This is a genomic window from Burkholderia sp. KJ006, from assembly GCF_000262695.1.
In the GTDB taxonomy this organism is placed as follows: Bacteria; Pseudomonadota; Gammaproteobacteria; order Burkholderiales; family Burkholderiaceae; genus Burkholderia; species Burkholderia vietnamiensis.
In genome coordinates, this window is record NC_017920.1 from 2877510 (window position 1) to 2896253 (window position 18744).

The 18744-nt window shown below is 68.6% G+C and carries 14 protein-coding genes and 1 pseudogene; 10 read left to right on the forward strand and 5 right to left on the reverse strand.

All coding sequences use genetic code 11. From position 1 onward, the window contains the following. Positions 1 to 21 precede the first annotated feature (21 nt). The 3 genes and pseudogenes from MYA_RS12995 to MYA_RS13005 all read right to left on the reverse strand — a co-directional run bounded on the left by MYA_RS12995 (position 22) and on the right by MYA_RS13005 (position 2770). Positions 22 to 736 (reverse strand): annotated as a pseudogene (locus MYA_RS12995) (PhaM family polyhydroxyalkanoate granule multifunctional regulatory protein). 76 nt (positions 737 to 812) lie between these two features. Beyond that, positions 813 to 1640 (reverse strand): enoyl-CoA hydratase/isomerase family protein, encoded by an 828-nt coding sequence (locus MYA_RS13000; protein WP_014723738.1) that lies wholly within the window; start codon positions 1638 to 1640, stop codon positions 813 to 815. A 137-nt stretch (positions 1641 to 1777) separates the two neighbouring features. Further along, the gene (locus MYA_RS13005; protein WP_014723739.1) at positions 1778 to 2770 is read right to left on the reverse strand and encodes a fumarylacetoacetate hydrolase family protein; all 993 of its coding nucleotides are present in this window, start codon (positions 2768 to 2770) and stop codon (positions 1778 to 1780) included. 125 nt (positions 2771 to 2895) lie between these two features. Here MYA_RS13005 and MYA_RS13010 point away from each other — a divergent pair, with 125 nt between their 5' ends. The 5 genes from MYA_RS13010 (at position 2896) to metH (ending at position 9759) form a co-directional block, all read left to right on the forward strand. Next, positions 2896 to 3771: an IclR family transcriptional regulator gene (locus tag MYA_RS13010; protein ID WP_041493899.1), complete on the forward strand. Its 876-nt coding sequence runs from the start codon at positions 2896 to 2898 to the stop codon at positions 3769 to 3771. A gap of 117 nt (positions 3772 to 3888) precedes the next feature. Further along, positions 3889 to 5199 (forward strand): DUF3108 domain-containing protein, encoded by a 1311-nt coding sequence (locus tag MYA_RS13015; protein WP_041493900.1) that lies wholly within the window; start codon positions 3889 to 3891, stop codon positions 5197 to 5199. A 245-nt stretch (positions 5200 to 5444) separates the two neighbouring features. Next, the gene (locus MYA_RS13020; protein ID WP_006477667.1) at positions 5445 to 5702 is read left to right on the forward strand and encodes a BTH_I0359 family protein; all 258 of its coding nucleotides are present in this window, start codon (positions 5445 to 5447) and stop codon (positions 5700 to 5702) included. A 225-nt stretch (positions 5703 to 5927) separates the two neighbouring features. Then, a complete protein-coding gene (locus MYA_RS13025; RefSeq protein WP_014723742.1) occupies positions 5928 to 6995 on the forward strand; it encodes a homocysteine S-methyltransferase family protein in 1068 nt (355 codons plus the stop codon). Between the two features lie 46 nt (positions 6996 to 7041). Further along, positions 7042 to 9759: a methionine synthase gene (gene metH / locus MYA_RS13030; protein WP_041493901.1), complete on the forward strand. Its 2718-nt coding sequence runs from the start codon at positions 7042 to 7044 to the stop codon at positions 9757 to 9759. 145 nt (positions 9760 to 9904) lie between these two features. Here the strand turns inward: metH and MYA_RS13035 are convergent, their stop codons facing one another. Next, positions 9905 to 10228 carry a DUF1840 domain-containing protein gene (locus MYA_RS13035; RefSeq protein ID WP_011886166.1) on the reverse strand — a complete coding sequence of 108 codons (324 nt, stop codon included), beginning with the start codon at positions 10226 to 10228 and terminating at the stop codon, positions 9905 to 9907. A 201-nt stretch (positions 10229 to 10429) separates the two neighbouring features. On the opposite strand from MYA_RS13035, the gene argS reads away from it, so the two are divergent. The 5 genes from argS to MYA_RS13060 all read left to right on the forward strand — a co-directional run bounded on the left by argS (position 10430) and on the right by MYA_RS13060 (position 16985). After that, positions 10430 to 12211, forward strand: coding sequence for an arginine--tRNA ligase (gene argS, locus MYA_RS13040; RefSeq protein ID WP_014723744.1), 1782 nt, complete (start codon positions 10430 to 10432; stop codon positions 12209 to 12211). 99 nt (positions 12212 to 12310) lie between these two features. Then, entirely contained in the window at positions 12311 to 13216 is a 906-nt protein-coding gene (locus MYA_RS13045; protein WP_011886168.1) for an SPOR domain-containing protein, read from the forward strand. Between the two features lie 66 nt (positions 13217 to 13282). Then, positions 13283 to 13921 (forward strand): thiol:disulfide interchange protein DsbA/DsbL, encoded by a 639-nt coding sequence (locus tag MYA_RS13050; RefSeq protein WP_011886169.1) that lies wholly within the window; start codon positions 13283 to 13285, stop codon positions 13919 to 13921. 19 nt (positions 13922 to 13940) lie between these two features. Continuing rightward, entirely contained in the window at positions 13941 to 14714 is a 774-nt protein-coding gene (locus MYA_RS13055) for an SDR family oxidoreductase (protein WP_011886170.1), read from the forward strand. A 675-nt stretch (positions 14715 to 15389) separates the two neighbouring features. After that, a complete protein-coding gene (locus MYA_RS13060) occupies positions 15390 to 16985 on the forward strand; it encodes an ABC transporter substrate-binding protein (protein WP_011886171.1) in 1596 nt (531 codons plus the stop codon). A gap of 329 nt (positions 16986 to 17314) precedes the next feature. Here MYA_RS13060 and MYA_RS13065 read toward each other — a convergent pair whose 3' ends face one another. Then, a complete protein-coding gene (locus tag MYA_RS13065; protein ID WP_014723748.1) occupies positions 17315 to 18394 on the reverse strand; it encodes an MBL fold metallo-hydrolase in 1080 nt (359 codons plus the stop codon). Positions 18395 to 18744: the final 350 nt, after the last annotated feature.

Here is an 18744-nt window from a genome sequence, read left to right on the forward strand (position 1 = left end):
CTGCAGGCTAGGTGCGAAGCGTCACGTCGAGCGCTTCGGCGGACGCGTTTCCGGCGACGACGCCGCGGCCGCGCGCGCGGCCGCCGAGCCGGCCGGCTTCGCCCGCTTCGCGGCCGGCTTGCGTGGCGCGGCTGCGCCCGCGCCCGGCCGGCTCGGGCGCCGCGTCGGCCGGCGCCCCGGGCTGCGCGCCCGGCTGCGCCATCGCGAGACTCGCGAGCTGGTTGAACTGCGTCTGCAGCAGGTTCCACCAGCCGGCCGGATCGAACGGCTGCTGCGCGGCGTCGCCGGCCGCGGGCGCGTCGGCGTCCGGCGCCGGCTGGCTCGCCTCGGCGCGCGGCGCGGACGCGGCCTGCGCCGCCGCGACCGCGGCTTCCTCGGCGGCCGACATCGAGCTTTGCGCGAACGCGCCGAACGCGCGCAGCGTCGCGAGCGTCGCGCGTTGCACCTCGAGCGCCTGGATCGCCGATTGCAGCATGCCGAGATTGAGCTTGAGCCACTGCTCGACCGCGCGCAGATCGGTGATCCGCTTGTCGAGCTCCTCGACGCTCGTGAGCGGCGTCATCATGTCGGACATGCTCGACAGCGACGGCGGCAGCCCCGACGCGGCGCCGGGAAACGACGCCATCCCGCCGAACGGCGACATCCGCATCATGTCCCACATCCGGTCGAGCATGTCGGCGGGCTTGAAGCCGGCGAAGCCGGCGAAAGGATTGGAGCCGGGGGCATCGGTCGTCATACGGGCATCCTGGTTGACTGGGTGAGCGAAGCGGCCGGCACGGGCCGCGCCGCGTGTGATTCGATCATAGCGCGCGTCAGAACGGCGCGTCCGGGGAGAAATCGGGTGCGCGCCGCTCGCGCAGCGAACGGATGCCTTCCCGCACGTCCGGCCCGGAAAAACCCATGAATTCGAGCGCGAGCGACGAATCGAAGGTCGGCCCGGCGCTGCGCAGCCAGTTGTTCAGCGCGTACTTGGTCCAGCGGATCGCCGACTGCGAGCCGTGCGCGAGCCGCTCGGCCACTTCGTACGCCTTCGGCAGCAGCGCGTCCGGCTCGACTGCGAGCGACACGAGGCCGATGCGCTCGGCCTCGGCGCCGCTCACCGGCTCGCACAGCAGCAGGTAGTACTTCGCCTTCGCCATCCCGCACAGCAGCGGCCAGACGATCGCCGCATGATCGCCGGCCGCGACGCCGAGCCGCGTATGGCCGTCGATGATGCGCGCGTCGTTCGCGGCGATCGAGATGTCGGCGAGCAGGCCCGCGACGAGCCCCGCGCCCACCGCCGGTCCGTGCATCGCCGACACGATCGGCTTGCTGCAGTTGATCACGTTGTAGACGAGGTCGCGCGCCTCGCGCCACACGCGCGCACGCACGTCGAAGTCGTCGGCCATCGCCTCGACGAGCGCGAGATCGCCGCCCGCCGAAAAGCCCTTGCCCTCGCCGCGGATCACCGCGACCCGCGTGTCGGGATCGCGGTCGACGTCGCGCCAGATGTCGGCCAGCTCGCGATGCATCCGCGCGTTCGCTGTGGCGAGGCCGCTGCGGTTCGCGCCCTCGCCGCTCATCACGATGTCGAGCACGCCATGCGCGCGACGCGTCACCTTCAATGCTTCGTAACCGCCATAGGCGGCAAGATCGGCCATGCCCAGCTCCCGGGTTCGTGGGTCGGTTGAAACGCCTGAATCGAGTGTAGCCAAGCCCGCGCGGGCAAACATCGGGCGAAACCCGGCGCGCGGGCCGGCCGCGGCGCGCGCGTCAGACCGCGCGTCAGCGCCGTACGTCAGGCCGCGCCGTCGGGCGGCGCGACGGCCTGCTCGATCGCGCCGAAAATCGACTTGCCGGCCGCATCGAACATCTCGATGCGCACGGTGTCGCCGTAGCGCATGAAGTCGGTCTGCGGCGCGCCGTGCTCGATCGTCTCGAGGCAGCGCTTCTCGGCGATGCAGCAGTAGCCGCGCTTCGCGTCCTTGTTCGACACGGTGCCCGAGCCGACGATCGAGCCGGCGCGCAGGTTGCGCGTCTTCGCCGCGTGCGCGATCAGTTGGCCGAAATGGAACACCATGTCGGCGCCCGCGTCCGGCTGGCCGACCTTGCGGTTGTTCCAGTGGACGATCATCGGCCGGTGCACGCGGCCGTCGCGCCATTCGTCGCCGAGCTCGTCGAGCGTCACCGCGACCGGCGCGAACGCGGTGGCCGGCTTGCTCTGGAAGAAGCCGAAGCCCTTCGCGAGCTCGGCCGGAATCAGGTTGCGCAGCGACACGTCGTTCACCAGCGTGACGAGCCGCACGCCCTTCAGCGCGTCGTCCGGCGATACGCCCATCGGCACGTCGCCGGTGATCACCGCGACCTCGGCCTCGAAGTCGATGCCCCATTCCTCGGACGCGCACACGATGTCGTCGCGCGCGCCGAGGAAGTCGTCGCTGCCGCCCTGGTACATCAGCGGATCGGTCCAGAACTCCGGCGGCATCTCGGCGCCGCGCGCGCGCCGCACCAGCTCGACGTGGTTCACGTAGGCGGAGCCGTCGGCCCACTGGAAGGCGCGCGGCAGCGGCGCCATGCAGTTCGCCGCGTCGAACGCGAACGTGTGACGCGCGCGGCCGTGGTTCAGCGCGTCGTACAGCTCGCGCAGTTGCGGCGCGTAGAACGCCCAGTCGTCGAGGACGCGCTGCAGCGTCGGGGCGATCGCGTCGGCGATCGCCGCGGTGTGCAGGTCGCGCGACACGACGATCAGCTGGCCATCGCGCGTGCCGTCCTTCAGCGATGCAAGTTTCATGGGGGTCTGCCGTTGTAGTGACGATGGAGGGAATCTATTTTACGATGGTGAATCCGTGCGGCGCGCACGCTCGCATGCGCGCCGTTTTCGCTCCATCCTTGCCGCCTTGCCGCGCGCCGTTGCCCATGCCCGCCAGCCCGCTTCCCGACGACGATCTCGCCGATTCCGATTCCGACGACGCCGGCTCCGGCGAGCACGGCGAAGGCGGCGAGAAGCTGCGCTCCGGCATCCAGTCGATCGAGGTCGGCTTCCGCCTGCTCGACGTGCTGACGCGCGAGCCGCGCGCGATGATGCTGCGCGACCTCGCGCAGCGCGCGGGCATGAGCCCCGCGAAGGCGCACCGCTATCTGGTCAGCTTCTCGCGGCTCGGCGTCGTGTCGCAGGATCCGGTGTCGGGCCGCTACGAACTCGGCGGCTTCGCGCTGCAGATGGGGCTCGCGCGGCTCGCGCGCGTCGACGGCGTGAAGCTCGCGCGCATTGCGCTCACCGAGCTGCGCGACCGCGTCGACCAGACGGTCGGCATCGCAGTATGGGGCAACCAGGGCCCGACCATCGTGCACTGGATGGAATCGAGCCATCCGGCGAAGGCGTCGCTGAAGCTCGGCGACGTGATGCCGCTGCTCGGTTCCGCGACGGGCCTGCTGTTCGCCGCGTACCTGCCGCGCAGCAAGACGGCCGCGATGATCGAACGCGAGCTCGCCGATACGCGGCGCTCGCCGCATCACGGCGGCCCGCGCACGCTCGCCGAAGTCGACGCCGTGCTCGCCGACGTGCGCGCGCATCGGGCCGCGCGCGTCGAAGGCATGCTGCTGCCGACGATCCACGCGTTCTGCATGCCGGTGTTCGATGCGGTCGGCGAACTCGCGCTCGCGGTCGTCGCGCTCGGCCAGGAAGGCAGCTTCGACATCGCCTGGGGCGGCGAGATCGACACCGCGCTGCGCGCTTGCGCGCAAAAACTGTCGTACGAACTCGGCTATAGTCCGGACGCGCGCGACGCCTGACGGGCGGCGCGCGCCCCTGCCCGCGATGCACGCGAACGCGCGGCGCGCGCGGCGGTCCGAGCTGTGACGCGCGGCACGTCCGCTGCGCCATGGCCTTCCTTCCGCTCCATTTCGTCGATGCCGCCTGCCGCCACCCGTCCTCGTCACGTCCTGCCCCGCCGCTGGCTGCGCGTGGGCGTCGCGCTCGTCGTCGTGCTGGTGCTGCATGCGCTCGCCGCGTGGTGGCTCGCGCGCAATCGCGACGCGTTCACGCCGCCCGCGCCCGCCGAGATTCCGGTGCAGATCGAACTGTTGAAGCCGCAACCGATCGAGCGGCGGCCCGCGTCGAAACCGGTCGACGCTCCGGCCGCGGCCGCCGCCGCACCCGCGAAGCCGGCCCGCGCGGCGCGCAAGCCGGCGCCGGCGCAGCCGCGCGTGCTCACGTCGACGCAGACCGCCGAGCACGGCGAGCCGCCGCCTGCTGCGGCATCGGGAGCATCGGCCGCATCGGCAGCGAGCGGCACGGCGGGCGCGTCCGGCGCGCAAGCAGCATCGGCCGCGAGCGCCGCGACGCCAGGCCCCGCGACGAGCGGCGTGAAATTCGACGCGCCGCCGTCCGGCGACCTGCAATACGACACGTTCTACAACGGAATGCAGAACATGATCGGCACGATCCACTGGCGCAACGACGGACGCACGTACGATCTGTCGGTGTCGATGCCGGTGCCGTTCATCGGCCCGTTCACGTACCGCAGCGAAGGCCGCATCGACGCCTTCGGCGTCGCGCCCGACCGATATGTGGAACAGCGCGGCAAGCGCCCCGAGGACATTGCGATCTTCAACCGCGAGATTCACCAGGTCGTGTTCACGCGCACGCCGAACAACGCGCCGCTGCCCGACGGCGTGCAGGATCGCTTCAGCATGCTGATGCAACTGTCGGGCCTCGTGCGCGGCAATCCGTCGGCGTACCGGCCGGGCGTCACGCAGCAGTTCTTCGTGATCGACAACAACAACGGCGAGACCTGGCCGATCATGGTGATCGGCGACGAGGACGTGCACACGCAGGCCGGCATCGTGCGCGCCCGCCACTTCATGCGGCTGCCGCGCCGCGCGGGCGACACGCGCCGCATCGACATGTGGCTCGCGCCGTCGCTCGGCTGGCTGCCCGCGCGGCTGATGCAGACCGAACCGAACGGCGCGCAGATCGAGCTCGTGTGGCACGGCCCGCTCGCGCCGCCGGCTGCACCGGCTGCGTCGACCGTCCCGGCTGCACCGGCTGACCGCTCGGCGCCGGACGCAACGAACGCGCCTGCCCCGGCATCGGCATCTGCCGCGCCGGCGAGCGAGCCGGCTGGCCCTACGCAACAGCCGTCCGAGCAGCCGTCGGCGCAGCCGCCGATGCCCGCGCCGACGGACGCGACGCCTGCCTCCGCGCCGCCCGCACAATGAGGCGGCATCGATCGGCAATTTCGACCGATTAAAGGTATTGAAAAAATGGCCGATGACACTCTTTAACAACTATTTCAGTGCACCGGATCACAATAGGAAACGTTTTAGAGACATCGGCTTCTAACCCGATACACCCCACGCGAACGGGAGAACGGGGTGTGCAGCGCAAGCCCCTTGAAACCGGCAAAGGCTACCCCACCTACGGGACAACAAGGCCAGATGCCACTGCGAAGAGGAGTGCCGCCATGCAAATGATCTACAACAGCCCCAATTACTGCGTCGTCGAATTTGCGCCGCAGGCCGGCCACCATCTGATGAATGCCGGCGGATACGAAATCGTCGACAAGAACGCGCAGCGCGAGATCTTCATCGACGGCGAACTCGCGGAGCGATTCCGCGCCCACGTGAAGCAGCTGATCGAGGATGAGCCGTCGCTCGACGAAGTCGACGAGTTCCTCGGCCAGTTCGACAGCCTGATGATGATGCCCGTCGTCCTGCATTGACGACGCGCGGCCCGGCGCCACGCCGGGCCGTTTGCCGCGCTTGCGCGGCCCCGCGAGCACTCCGATCCAAGCCCCCGTCCGGTTCGCCGGGCGGGGGTTTTCGTTTGAGGCGGCCGCCGGCCCAGTCGGTGGCGCGCATCGCCGCCGCCGCCCGGCGCGAGCGCGGGCGACGCGCCGGCGCAGCGGCTACAATGGCGGTTTTCCCGTCTTCGCCGCTCTGCCGCCATGTCTGCGTCCCCTCTCGCCGCTTCCGCCCCGCCCGACGCGCGCTACACGCGCGGCGCCGAACTGCCCGCGCTGCTGAAATCGCGCATCCTGATCCTCGACGGCGCGATGGGCACGATGATCCAGCGCTACAAGCTCGACGAGGCCGCGTATCGCGGCGAGCGCTTCAAGGATTTCCCGCGCGACGTGAAGGGCAACAACGAGCTGCTGTCGCTCACGCAGCCGCAGATCATCAGCGAGATCCACGACCAGTACTTCGCGGCCGGCGCCGACATCGTCGAGACCAACACGTTCGGCGCGACGACCGTCGCTCAGGCCGACTACGGGATGGAAGACCTCGTCGTCGAGATGAACGTCGAATCGGCGCGCCTCGCGCGCGAATCGGCCGCCCGCCATGCGACGCCCGGCAAGCCGCGCTTCGTCGCGGGCGCGATCGGGCCGACGCCGAAGACGGCCAGCATCTCGCCCGACGTCAACGATCCGGGCGCGCGCAACATCACGTTCGACGAGCTGCACGCCGCGTACTACCAGCAGGCGAAGGCGCTGCTCGACGGCGGCGTCGACCTGTTCCTCGTCGAGACGATCTTCGACACGCTGAACGCGAAGGCCGCGCTGTTCGCGCTCGACGAACTGTTCGAGGACACCGGCGAGCGCCTGCCGATCATGGTCTCGGGCACCGTCACCGACGCGTCGGGCCGCATCCTGTCGGGCCAGACGGTCGAGGCGTTCTGGAATTCGCTGCGCCACGCGAAGCCGCTCACGTTCGGCCTGAACTGCGCGCTGGGCGCGGCGCTGATGCGCCCGTACATCGCCGAGCTCGCGAAGCTGTGCGACACCTACGTGTCCTGCTACCCGAACGCGGGCCTGCCGAACCCGATGAGCGACACCGGCTTCGACGAGACACCGGACGTCACGTCGGGCCTGCTGAAGGAGTTCGCGCAGGCCGGGCTCGTGAACCTCGCGGGCGGCTGCTGCGGCACCACGCCCGAGCACATCGCCGAGATCGCCAAGGCGCTCGCCGACGTGAAGCCGCGCCGCTGGCCGAGCCAGTACAGCGAAGCCGCCTGACCACCCGCATCAACGCCCGCCCTACCTCACCAGAATTCGCACCGCCATGACCGATCACATGATGCGCCTTGCCGGCCTCGAGCCGTTCAACGTCACGTCCGGGACGCTCTTCATCAACGTCGGCGAACGCACCAACGTCACCGGCTCGAAGGCGTTCGCGCGGATGATCCTCAACGGCCAGTTCGACGAGGCGCTCGCGGTCGCGCGCCAGCAGGTCGAGAACGGCGCGCAGGTGATCGACGTCAACATGGACGAGGCGATGCTCGATTCGAAGGCGGCGATGGTGCGCTTCCTGAACCTGATCGCGTCCGAGCCGGACATCGCGCGCGTGCCGATCATGATCGACTCGTCGAAGTGGGACGTGATCGAGGCCGGCCTCAAATGCGTGCAGGGCAAGGCGATCGTGAACTCGATCTCGCTGAAGGAAGGCGAGGACGCGTTCCGCCACCACGCGAAGCTGATCCGCCGCTACGGCGCGGCCGCGGTCGTGATGGCGTTCGACGAAACCGGCCAGGCCGACACCTACCAGCGCAAGACCGAGATCTGCAAGCGCTCGTACGACTTCCTCGTGAACGAAGTCGGCTTCCCGCCGGAAGACATCATCTTCGACCCGAACATCTTCGCGGTCGCGACCGGCATCGAGGAGCACAACAACTACGCGGTCGACTTCATCGAAGCGACGCGCTGGATCAAGCAGAACCTGCCGTATGCGAAGGTGAGCGGCGGCGTGTCGAACGTGTCGTTCTCGTTCCGCGGCAACGACCCGGTGCGCGAGGCGATCCACACCGTGTTCCTGTACCACGCGATCCAGGCCGGGATGGACATGGGCATCGTGAACGCCGGCCAGCTCGGCGTGTACGCCGACCTCGACCCGGAGCTGCGCGAGCGCGTGGAGGACGTGATCCTGAACCGCCGCGCCGATTCCACCGACCGGCTGCTCGAGATCGCCGACAAGTTCAAGACCGGCGCGGCCAAGAAGGAAGAGAACCTCGAGTGGCGCAACCAGCCGGTCGAGAAGCGTCTCGCGCATGCGCTCGTGCACGGCATCACGAACTTCATCGTCGAAGACACCGAGGAAGCGCGCGCGGCGATCGCCGCGGCGGGCGGGCGCCCGATCAACGTGATCGAAGGCCCGCTGATGGACGGGATGAACATCGTCGGCGACCTGTTCGGCCAGGGCAAGATGTTCCTGCCGCAGGTCGTGAAGTCGGCGCGCGTGATGAAGCAGGCCGTCGCGCACCTGATCCCGTTCATCGAGGAAGAGAAGCGCCTGCTCGCGGAAGCGGGCGGCGACGTGCGCGCGAAGGGCAAGATCGTCATCGCGACCGTGAAGGGCGACGTGCACGACATCGGCAAGAACATCGTGTCGGTCGTGCTCCAGTGCAACAACTTCGAAGTGGTCAACATGGGCGTGATGGTCCCGTGCAACGAGATCCTCGCGAAGGCGAAGGTCGAGGGCGCGGACATCATCGGGCTGTCGGGGCTCATCACGCCGAGCCTCGAGGAAATGGCCTACGTCGCGTCGGAAATGCAGCGCGACGACTACTTCCGCGTGAAGAAGATCCCGCTGCTGATCGGCGGCGCGACGACGTCGCGCGTGCACACCGCCGTGAAGATCGCGCCGCATTACGAAGGGCCGGTGGTCTACGTGCCGGACGCGTCGCGCTCGGTGTCGGTCGCGTCGAACCTGCTGTCCGACGAAGGCGCGGCCAAGTACCTCGACGACCTGAAGGCCGACTACGAGCGCATCCGCGATCAGCACGCGAACCGCAAGGCGCAGCCGATGGTCACGCTCGCCGAAGCGCGCGCGAACAAGACGAAGATCGACTGGTCGAGCTACCGCCCGGTGAAGCCGAAGTTCATCGGCCGGCGCGTGTTCAAGAACTACGACCTGAACGAGCTCGCGAACTACATCGACTGGGGCCCGTTCTTCCAGACCTGGGACCTCGCGGGCCCGTACCCGGCGATCCTGAACGACGAGATCGTCGGCGAATCCGCGCGCCGCGTGTTCTCCGACGCGAAGTCGATGCTCGCGCGCCTGATCCAGGGCCGCTGGCTGACCGCGAACGGCGTGATCTCGCTGCTGCCGGCCAACACGGTGAACGACGACGACATCGAAATCTACACCGACGACACGCGCTCGGAAGTGCTGCTCACGTGGCGCAACCTGCGCCAGCAGAGCGTGCGGCCGGTGGTCGACGGCGTGATGCGCCCGAACCGCTCGCTCGCCGACTTCATCGCGCCGAAGGACTCGGGCGTCGCCGACTACATCGGAATGTTCGCGGTGACGGCCGGCCTCGGCGTCGACGTGAAGGAAAAGCAGTTCGAAGCCGACCACGACGACTACAGCGCGATCATGCTGAAGGCGCTCGCCGACCGCTTCGCGGAAGCGTTCGCCGAAGCGATGCACGCGCGCGTGCGCCGCGAGCTGTGGGGCTATGCGAGCGACGAGACGCTCGACAACGACGCGCTGATCGCCGAAAAGTACGCGGGCATCCGTCCGGCGCCCGGCTATCCGGCCTGCCCCGACCACCTCGTGAAGCGCGACATGTTCGCGGCGCTGCACGCGGACGAGATCGGGATGAGCGTCACCGATTCGCTCGCGATGCTCCCGGCGGCGAGCGTGTCGGGCTTCTACCTCGCGCATCCGGACAGCCGGTATTTCTCGGTGGGCAAAATCGGGCAGGATCAGCTCGACGATTATGCGCGGCGCATGTCGCTGTCGCTCGACGACGCGCGCCGCGCGCTCGCGCCGCAGCTGTGATCCGGGCGCGGCGCGCGCATCGGCGCGCCCCTTTGGTCATACGAAATGAAAAAGCCCGCGCGATGCGGGCTTTTTCATGGCATTTTGGCCTGCCGGGCTGCGTCGGCCGGCCGGCGCGTGGCCACCGGCGACGGGCGACGGGCGTTCAGAAGCCCCAGTGCACGTCGGCCTGCGCGGCCTTCGCTTCACGCAGCATCGCGAGGAACGGTGCGACGCGCTGCGCGAGGCTTGCCGGCACTTCGTGGTGCGCGTGATCGTCGTCGTCCTCGTGGAAATGGCCGGCGTGCTCAGCGCGTTCCTGCTTCGCCTGCGCGACCGCGCCTTCCAGCTTCGCGATCGCGTGGTCCAATTCGTCGTGCGTAATGACGCCGCGTTCGCCCAGTTGCTTGCCGACGAGGCCCAGCACGTATACAGCGAAATCCTTCAGCACGTCTAGATCCTGTGCCGCCTTGCTCTTGAACGTAATCATGACAATTCCCTTTTCATCTTGTTGTGCCCGCGCGGCGCGGTGGGGAGGACGCCGGCAGGGCGGCGTCCGGCCTCGCGGACGCGGGGCGCCTGAGCGGCATATTAGCACCTGTTAAAATTCTGCGATCCCTGAAACGCGCGCTTAAAAAGCGCGCCGGCGGGCCGGCGCTTCCGGCCGCCACCAACGAAGCCTTCTACCAGCATGCTGCCAGCACACAAACAGACCCTCGAAGCCCTGCTCGCGGATAGCGTCGCGCAGGTCGCACACGCGCTCAAGGGCGCCGACGCCGAATTCGTCATCCCGGCCATCACGCTGGAGCGCCCGAAGGTCGCCGCCCACGGCGACGTCGCGTGCAACGTCGCGATGCAGCTCGCCAAGCCGCTCGGCACGAACCCGCGCCAGCTCGCCGAGCGGATCGTCGCGGCGCTGGTCGCGCAGCCGGCCGCGCAAGGGCTCGTCGACGCGGCGGAAATCGCCGGCCCGGGCTTCATCAACCTGCGCGTGAGCGCCGCCGCGAAGCAGGCCGTGATCGCCGCCGTGTTCGAGCAGGGCCGCGCGTTCGGCACGTCGGAGCGTGAAAAAGGCAAGCGGGTGCTGGTCGAATTCGTGTCGGCCAACCCGACCGGCCCGCTGCACGTCGGCCACGGCCGCCAGGCGGCGCTCGGCGACGTGCTCGCGAACGTGATCGCGAGCCAGGGCTACGCGGTGCACCGCGAGTTCTACTACAACGACGCGGGCGTGCAGATCGCCAACCTCGCGATCTCGACGCAGGCGCGCGCGCGCGGCCTGAAGCCGGGCGACGCCGGCTGGCCCGAAGCCGCGTACAACGGCGAATACATCGCCGACATCGCGCGCGACTACCTGAACGGCGCGACGGTCGCGGCGAAGGACGGCGAGCCGGTCACCGGCGCGCGCGACATCGAGAATCTCGACGCGATCCGCAAGTTCGCGGTCGCCTACCTGCGCCACGAACAGGACATGGACCTGCAGGCGTTCGGCGTGAAATTCGACCAGTACTACCTCGAATCATCGCTGTACAGCGAAGGCCGCGTCGAGAAGACGGTCGACGCGCTGGTCAAGGCCGGCATGACCTACGAGCAGGACGGCGCGCTGTGGCTGCGCACGACCGACGAAGGCGACGACAAGGACCGCGTGATGCGCAAGTCGGACGGCACGTACACGTACTTCGTGCCGGACGTCGCGTACCACGTGACGAAATGGGAGCGCGGCTTCACGAAGGTGATCAACATCCAGGGCTCTGACCACCACGGCACGATCGCGCGCGTGCGCGCCGGGCTCCAGGGGCTGCACATCGGCATCCCGAAGGGCTATCCCGACTACGTGCTGCACAAGATGGTCACCGTGATGCGCGACGGCCAGGAAGTGAAGCTGTCGAAGCGCGCGGGCAGCTACGTGACGGTGCGCGACCTGATCGAATGGTCGGGCGGCGCGGCGCCGGGCCAGGAGGCCGCGCCCGACATGATCGACGAAGCGACCATCACGCGCGGCCGCGACGCGGTCCGCTTCTTCCTGATCTCGCGCAAGGCCGACACCGAGTTCGTGTTCGACATCGACCTCGCGCTGAAACAGAACGACGAGAACCCCGTCTACTACGTCCAGTACGCGCACGCGCGGATCTGCTCGGTGCTCAACGAACTGAAGGCGCGCTACAACGTCGACGTCGCACAACTGCCGGGCGCCGACCTGTCGCAGCTCACGAGCCCGCAGGCCGTGTCGCTGATGCAGAAGCTCGCCGAGTATCCGGATCTCCTCACGCACGCCGCGAACGAGCTGGCGCCGCACGCGGTCGCGTTCTATCTGCGCGATCTCGCTGGTGAATTCCACTCGTTCTACAATGCGGAGCGCGTGCTGGTCGACGACGAAGCGCCGCGCAACGCACGCGCCGCGCTGCTCGCCGCGACCCGGCAGGTGCTGGAGAACGGCCTGGCGATGCTCGGGGTATCCGCGCCCGCCAAGATGTAAGCGGCCCGAACTGGGCAGCGAATGGCCGCGGCGGCGCCCGCCCGCAGGATCCCGCCTGCCGCAGCCTTTTCACGATTCTTTTTGCAGGTGACTCAAGCAATGGCACAACCACGCCGAACTTCGAAGCAATCGAAACAAGCCGGAGGAACATTTCTTGGAATCGTGCTGGGCCTGATCGTCGGCCTCGCGATTGCGGTGGTGGTGGCGCTCTACATCACGCGTTCGCCGTCGCCGTTCGTGTCGAAGGTGGCGCCGCCCGTCGACAACGGCGCGAGCCAGCCGCAGCAGTTCGATCCGAACCGCGCGCTGCAGGGCAAGACGCCCGGCCAGCCGGTGCCGCAGGCCGCGCAGTCCGCGCCGCCCAATACCGCGCCCGGCCAGGCCGCGAACCAGACCCAGGGCGGCCTGCTGCCCGAACCGCAGATCGTCGAGGTGCCGTCGTCGGGCAACGCGAACGGCGCGAACGGCTCCGGCAGCGCGAACAACGGCACCGCGTCGAACAACGCCTCGAACAACGCAGCGTCGGGCAACGGCGTCGCCGTCGCGCCGAAGCCGGCCGACAACCCGCCGCCGAAGAAGACGCAACAGGCGCAACAACAGCAGCAGTCCGGCGAGGACGACCTCGCGCGTTTCGCCGCGCAGAAGCAGGCGCAGCAGGCTGCCGCGCAAAAGCAGCAGCAACAGCAAGCCGCCGCGAACGCCGCGAAGCCGGCGCCGTCCGCGACGTCGTCCGCAGCGGCCAAAGCGCCGAGCGCCAGCGACGCGAACACCGGCTACTTCCTGCAGGTCGGCGCGTACAAGACGGAAAGCGACGCCGAGCAGCAGCGCGCACGGCTCGGCTTCCAGGGCTTCGAGTCGAAGGTGTCGAAGCGCGACGTCAGCGGCGTGACCTACTTCCGCGTGCGGGTCGGCCCGTTCTCGAAGTTCGAGGATATGAACTCGGCCCGTCAGCGCCTGTCCGATGCAGGTGTCGACACGGCGGTGATCCGCTTCACGAAGCAGTGAGCGCCGGCCGCGCCCACGCAGATTCCGTTACGTTCCGTAACCCGAGCAACTGACGACGTTCCCAACATGAAAAAACTGCTTAGCACGCTTCTCCTCTCCGTGGGCCTGGTCGCCGGCTTCGCGCACGCAACGCCCGCCGCACCGGTGTCGGGCAAGGACTTCGAAGTGATGAAGTCGCCGCAGCCGGTGTCGGCGCCGGCCGGCAAGGTCGAGGTCATCGAATTCTTCTGGTACGGCTGCCCGCACTGCTACGAATTCGAGCCGACGCTCGAGGCGTGGGTGAAGAAGCAAGGCGCCAACATCGACTTCAAGCGCGTGCCGGTCGCGTTCCGCGACGACTTCGTCCCGCATTCGAAGCTGTACTACGCGGTGTCCGCGCTGGGCATCTCGGAGAAGGTCACGCCGGCGATCTTCAACGCGATCCACAAGCAGAAGAATTACCTGCTGACGCCGCAGGCGCAGGCCGACTTCCTGGCGACGCAAGGCGTCGACAAGAAGCAGTTCATGGACGCGTACAACTCGTTCAGCGTGCAAGGCCAGGTCAAGCAGTCGGCCGAGCTGATGAAGAACTACGCGATCGACGGCGTGCCGACCGTCGTCGTTCAGGGCAAGTACAAGACTGGTCCGGCTTACACGAACAGCATTCCGGGTACCGCGCAGGTGCTCGACTACCTCGTGAAGCAGGTGCAGGACAAGAAGCTCTGATCCGCGAGCGCGCGCCGGCATGACTACTCCGCTGAAGGTTTTCATCACCGGCGCGTCGAGCGGCCTCGGCCTCGCGTTGGCCGACGAATATGCACGCCAGGGCGCGACGCTCGCGCTCGTCGCGCGCCGCACCGAAGCGCTCGACGCATTCGCGCGGCGCTTTCCGAAGCTGTCCGTGTCGGTGTATCGCGCCGACGTGCGCGATGCCGACGCGCTGGCCACGGCCGCCGCATCGTTCATCGCCGCGCACGGCTGCCCGGACGTCGTGATCGCGAACGCCGGCATCAGCCAGGGCGCCGTCACGGGCCAGGGCGATCTCGCCGCGTTCCGCGACGTGATGGACATCAACTATTACGGGATGGTCGCGACCTTCGAGCCGTTCGTCGGCCCGATGACGGCCGCGCGCCACGGCACGCTGGTCGGCGTTGCGAGCGTCGCCGGCGTGCGCGGGCTGCCGGGTTCGGGCGCCTACAGCGCGTCGAAGTCGGCGGCGATCAAGTACCTCGAGGCGCTGCGCGTCGAACTGCGGCCGGCCGGCGTCGGCGTCGTGACGATCGCGCCTGGCTATATCCGCACGCCGATGACGGCGCACAACCCGTACCGGATGCCGTTCCTGATGGACGCCGACCGCTTCGCGGCCCGTGCGGCCCGCGCGATCGCGCGGCAACACGCGTTCCGCGTGATCCCGTGGCAGATGGGCGTCGTCGCGAAGGTGCTGCACGTGCTGCCGCGCTGGCTCTACGACCGTCTGTTCGAAAAGGCGCCGCGCAAGCCGAAGGCCGGCGCGCACTGACGCGGCGCTCGCGGGGCGGGTGCCGCGGGACGGTTCTGCGTCGGCGCGGCGAGCGTGCCGTTGGTTCGGGCCGGATACCTCCGGCGCCGCGCATCGCGCATCGCGCATCGCGCATCGCGCATCGCGCATCGCGCATCGCGCATCTCGCATCTCGCATCTCGCTCTACGCTCTACCTTCGCCCTTCGCACTGCGCACTGCGCTGCACTCCACACTCCACACTCCACGCTTCACGCTTCACGCTTCACGCTCCACGCTTCACGCTTCACACTCCACGCTTCACACTCCACGCTTCACGCTTCACGCTTCACGCGCCACATTCCACGCTTCACGCTTCACGCGCCACATTCCACGCTTCACGCATCGCGCACCCCGCGCCGCGCCGTGCGCCAAACACACGCACGAAGCATCGCTGCCGCCAGCCAGCCGCGCCGGGCTTCTCGTTGCTTCCGCCACTTCCCTCCCCGCGCCACCGCACACCCCACCGCGCCGCCGCCCCAGCACGCATTCCGTCGCGAACGCACCCGTTTGTCGCGCAATTCGCCGCGTTCCGGCGCCTTTACCCACGCCGCGCGCGCTTTGACGGTATCCTATTCGCCAGCCGCGCCGGCCCGGCCTCGCCGGGCCGCGCCGCATTCCGACACCGCGCAAAAATCACAAGTCACGTGGGAGAACCTATGCACGTCAAGCTGTTCGCCGCGGCGGCACTGGCCGCCGCCGTCGCCGCTCCGGGCGTCGCCGCCGCCAAGCCGCTCACCGTTTGCACCGAGTCGAGCCCCGACGGCTTCGACGTCGTGCAGTACAACTCGCTCGTCACCACCAACGCGTCGGCCGACGTGATCTTCAATACGCTCGTGTCGTACGACGAAGCGACCAAAAAGGTCGTCCCCGCGCTCGCCGACAAATGGGAAGCGAGCGCCGACGGCCTCACCTACACGTTCCATCTGCGCCCGAACGTCGCGTTCCAGACCACGGACTACTTCAAGCCTGGCCGCCCGCTGAACGCCGACGACGTCGTCTTCACGTTCGCGCGGATGCTCGACGATTCGAACCCGTGGCACAAGGTGGCCGGCGCGAGCGGCTTCCCGCACGCGCAGTCGATGGGCCTCGCGAAGCTCGTGAAGTCGGTCTCGAAAGTCGACGACAGCACCGTGAAGTTCGTGCTGAACGAGCCGAACGCGACGTTCGTGCCGATCCTGACGATGGGCTTCGCGTCGATCTACTCGGCCGAATACGCGGACCAGCTGCTGAAGGCCGGCAAGCAGGCCGACCTGAACGCGAAGCCGATCGGCACCGGCCCGTTCGTGCTGAAGAGCTATACGAAGGACGCGCTGATCCGCTACGACGTGAACCCGAGCTACTGGGGCGCGAAGCCGAAGGTCGACCGGCTGATCTACGCGATCACGCCCGACGCGTCGGTGCGCATGCAGAAGGTGAAGGCCGGCGAATGCCAGATCGCGCTGTCGCCGAAGCCGCAGGACGTGCTCGCCGCGAAGGGCGAAAGCGCGCTGAAGGTCGTGCAGACGCCCGCGTTCATGACCGCGTTCGTCGCGCTGAACACGCAGAAAAGGCCGCTCGACAACGACAAGGTGCGCGAGGCGCTGAACCTCGCCTTCGATCGCGCGACCTATCTGAAGGTCGTGTTCGACAACACGGCGACGGCCGCGAACAACCCGTATCCGCCGAACACGTGGAGCTACGCGAAGGACCTCGCGCCGTATCCGTACGATCCGGCGAAGGCGAAGCAACTGCTCGCGCAGGCCGGCTTCCCGAACGGCTTCACGACGACGATCTGGACGCGCCCGACCGGCAGCGTGCTGAACCCGAACCCGAAGGCCGGCGCCGAGCTGCTGCAGGCCGACCTCGCGAAGATCGGCGTGAAGGCCGACGTGAAGGTGATCGAATGGGGCGAGCTGATCAAGCAGGCGAAGCTCGGCCAGCACGACATGCTGTTCATGGGCTGGGCCGGCGACAACGGCGATCCGGACAATTACCTGACGCCGCTGTTCAGCTGCAACGCGGTGAAGTCGGGCATCAACTTCGCGCGTTTCTGCGACGCGCAGCTCGACAAGCTGATCGCCGACGGCAAGGCGACCGCCGATCAGGCCAAGCGCGCGAAGCTGTACGAAGCGGCGCAGAAGATCATCCACGACCAGGCGCTGTGGATTCCGCTCGGCTACCCGACTGCGGCCGCGCTCACGCGCGCGAACGTGAGCGGCTATCGCGTGAGCCCGTTCGGCCGTCAGAACTTCACGACGGTGTCCGTGCAGTAGGCGTGTGCGGCGCACGTGCATGCCTCGCATGCACGGCGCGTCTCATCTCACCGCCAGCGGCACCCGCCGCTGGCCGCCAAGAGTCGGATGCGCGTTGCGGCACCGCACGCACGCGCAGTTAGTTGCTGCTGCTCGACAAGCTGACCACACGCCTCGATCTCGAATCGGCGCGCGCGATCGAAGCCGCGCTGGCCGGCATTCCCGACCCAATCGAGGCCGCGACGCACGACGCGTGCGTTCGCCGTCTCGCCCGCCCCAACCACACCACGCAACGACAGCGCGCCGGCCTGCGCCGCGCCGCGCCGCCGCGTAACGACGCCACCACGCCCTCAGCGCACGCCGCGGAACCGCAGCATGCCGTCGTCGCCCTGCTCGCGCACGAGCTCGCCGGCAAGCCACAGCAGGTTCAGGTGCGCGAGCGCCTCGCCGAGCGCGAACGTCATCTGATGGATGTCGAGCTCGCGGCGGCGGAACATGATCGGCACGATGTCGGCCGCGCTCGCCGGGCGTTCGGCACACTCGGCACGCACTTCGTCGAGACGCGCGTCGTGGTGCGCGCGCAGTTGCGCGATGCGCGTGCGCACGCCGCGGAACGGCTTGCCGTGCGACGGCAGCACGAGCGTGTCGGGCGCCATCGTCTCGTAGCGGCCGAGCGATTCCAGATACAGCGCAAGCGGGTTCGCTTCCGGCTCGAGATCGAACACCGACACGTTGGTCGAGATGCGCGGCAGCACCATGTCGCCGGAAATCAGCACGCCGTCCGCTTCGCTGTGGAGCGCGCAATGTTCAGGCGAATGCCCGTAGCCGGTGACGACGCGCCAGGTGCGCGCGCCGATCGTCACCGCGTCGCCGTCGCGCAGGCGCCGGTAGCGCGGCGGCACGGCCGGCACGAGGTCCGAGTAGTAGCTGCGGCGGCTGCGCAGCTTGTCGAGCGCGACCGGATCGGTGAGGCCATGACGCGCGAAATGCTCGGCCGCCGCCGCGCCGCCCGCGTTCGAGCCGTTGCCGGCCGCCATCAGGCAGCCGAACATGTATTCGCCGAGCGTCATCCACAGCCGCACGTTCCAGCGGCCGCGCTCGCCGCCTTCGCAGAGCCAGTTGGCGAGACCGAAGTGATCGGGGTGGCAATGCGTGACCAGCACGCGCAGCACCGGCAGCCCGTCGAGCTGCGTGTCGAAGATGTGTTCCCAGTGCGTGCGGATCGCGTCCGACGCGATCCCGCAGTCGACGATCGTCCAGCCGGCCTGCCCGTCGATCTCGTCGCGCAGCAGCCACAGGTTGATGTGGTCGAGCGAAAACGGCAGCGGCATGCGCAGCCAGCGCACGCCCGGCGCGACCTCGAACGTGTCGCCCGCGGCGGGCAGCGTGTCGGCGAACGGATAGTCGAGTTGGTGTTCCAGTGCGTTCATCGGTGGGGTGTCTCGTCGTTATCGGTACACACGCGGCGCACCTGCGGTGCGAAAGGCGTGTAATGGTGGGCAATGGCGTGCCAATGCGCGGCGATCCGGGCGCGGGCGGCCCGAGCCCGAGCCCGCACCCGGCGGACGACGCGCGCGCCGCTGCGCTTATCGCGTCGATTCTAGCGCCGCCGCGCGATGCGGGCCGTGCGGCGCGCGTTCGCCGCGCGAAAAAAGTTCGTGCCAGAATCGGTTCCGTACCCGCATCTTTGCGCGAAGATGCACCGAACCGCCTGCAACGGCGCACAACGCGCGTTGTGACGGCCGTCGGCGCGGCGTCGCGGAAATCATTGAAACGCCGA

Coding starts and splice junctions, on each gene's coding strand:
- metH (WP_041493901.1), top strand. CDS start 7,042: ATGACCGATCACATGATGCGCCTTGCCGGCCTCGAGCCGTTCAACGTC.
- MYA_RS13025 (WP_014723742.1), top strand. CDS start 5,928: ATGTCTGCGTCCCCTCTCGCCGCTTCCGCCCCGCCCGACGCGCGCTAC.
- argS (WP_014723744.1), top strand. CDS start 10,430: ATGCTGCCAGCACACAAACAGACCCTCGAAGCCCTGCTCGCGGATAGC.
- MYA_RS13050 (WP_011886169.1), top strand. CDS start 13,283: ATGAAAAAACTGCTTAGCACGCTTCTCCTCTCCGTGGGCCTGGTCGCC.
- MYA_RS13045 (WP_011886168.1), top strand. CDS start 12,311: ATGGCACAACCACGCCGAACTTCGAAGCAATCGAAACAAGCCGGAGGA.
- MYA_RS13055 (WP_011886170.1), top strand. CDS start 13,941: ATGACTACTCCGCTGAAGGTTTTCATCACCGGCGCGTCGAGCGGCCTC.
- MYA_RS13060 (WP_011886171.1), top strand. CDS start 15,390: ATGCACGTCAAGCTGTTCGCCGCGGCGGCACTGGCCGCCGCCGTCGCC.
- MYA_RS13000 (WP_014723738.1), bottom strand. CDS start 1,640: ATGGCCGATCTTGCCGCCTATGGCGGTTACGAAGCATTGAAGGTGACG.
- MYA_RS13005 (WP_014723739.1), bottom strand. CDS start 2,770: ATGAAACTTGCATCGCTGAAGGACGGCACGCGCGATGGCCAGCTGATC.
- MYA_RS13015 (WP_041493900.1), top strand. CDS start 3,889: ATGCCGCCTGCCGCCACCCGTCCTCGTCACGTCCTGCCCCGCCGCTGG.
- MYA_RS13065 (WP_014723748.1), bottom strand. CDS start 18,394: ATGAACGCACTGGAACACCAACTCGACTATCCGTTCGCCGACACGCTG.
- MYA_RS13035 (WP_011886166.1), bottom strand. CDS start 10,228: ATGATTACGTTCAAGAGCAAGGCGGCACAGGATCTAGACGTGCTGAAG.
- MYA_RS13010 (WP_041493899.1), top strand. CDS start 2,896: ATGCCCGCCAGCCCGCTTCCCGACGACGATCTCGCCGATTCCGATTCC.
- MYA_RS13020 (WP_006477667.1), top strand. CDS start 5,445: ATGCAAATGATCTACAACAGCCCCAATTACTGCGTCGTCGAATTTGCG.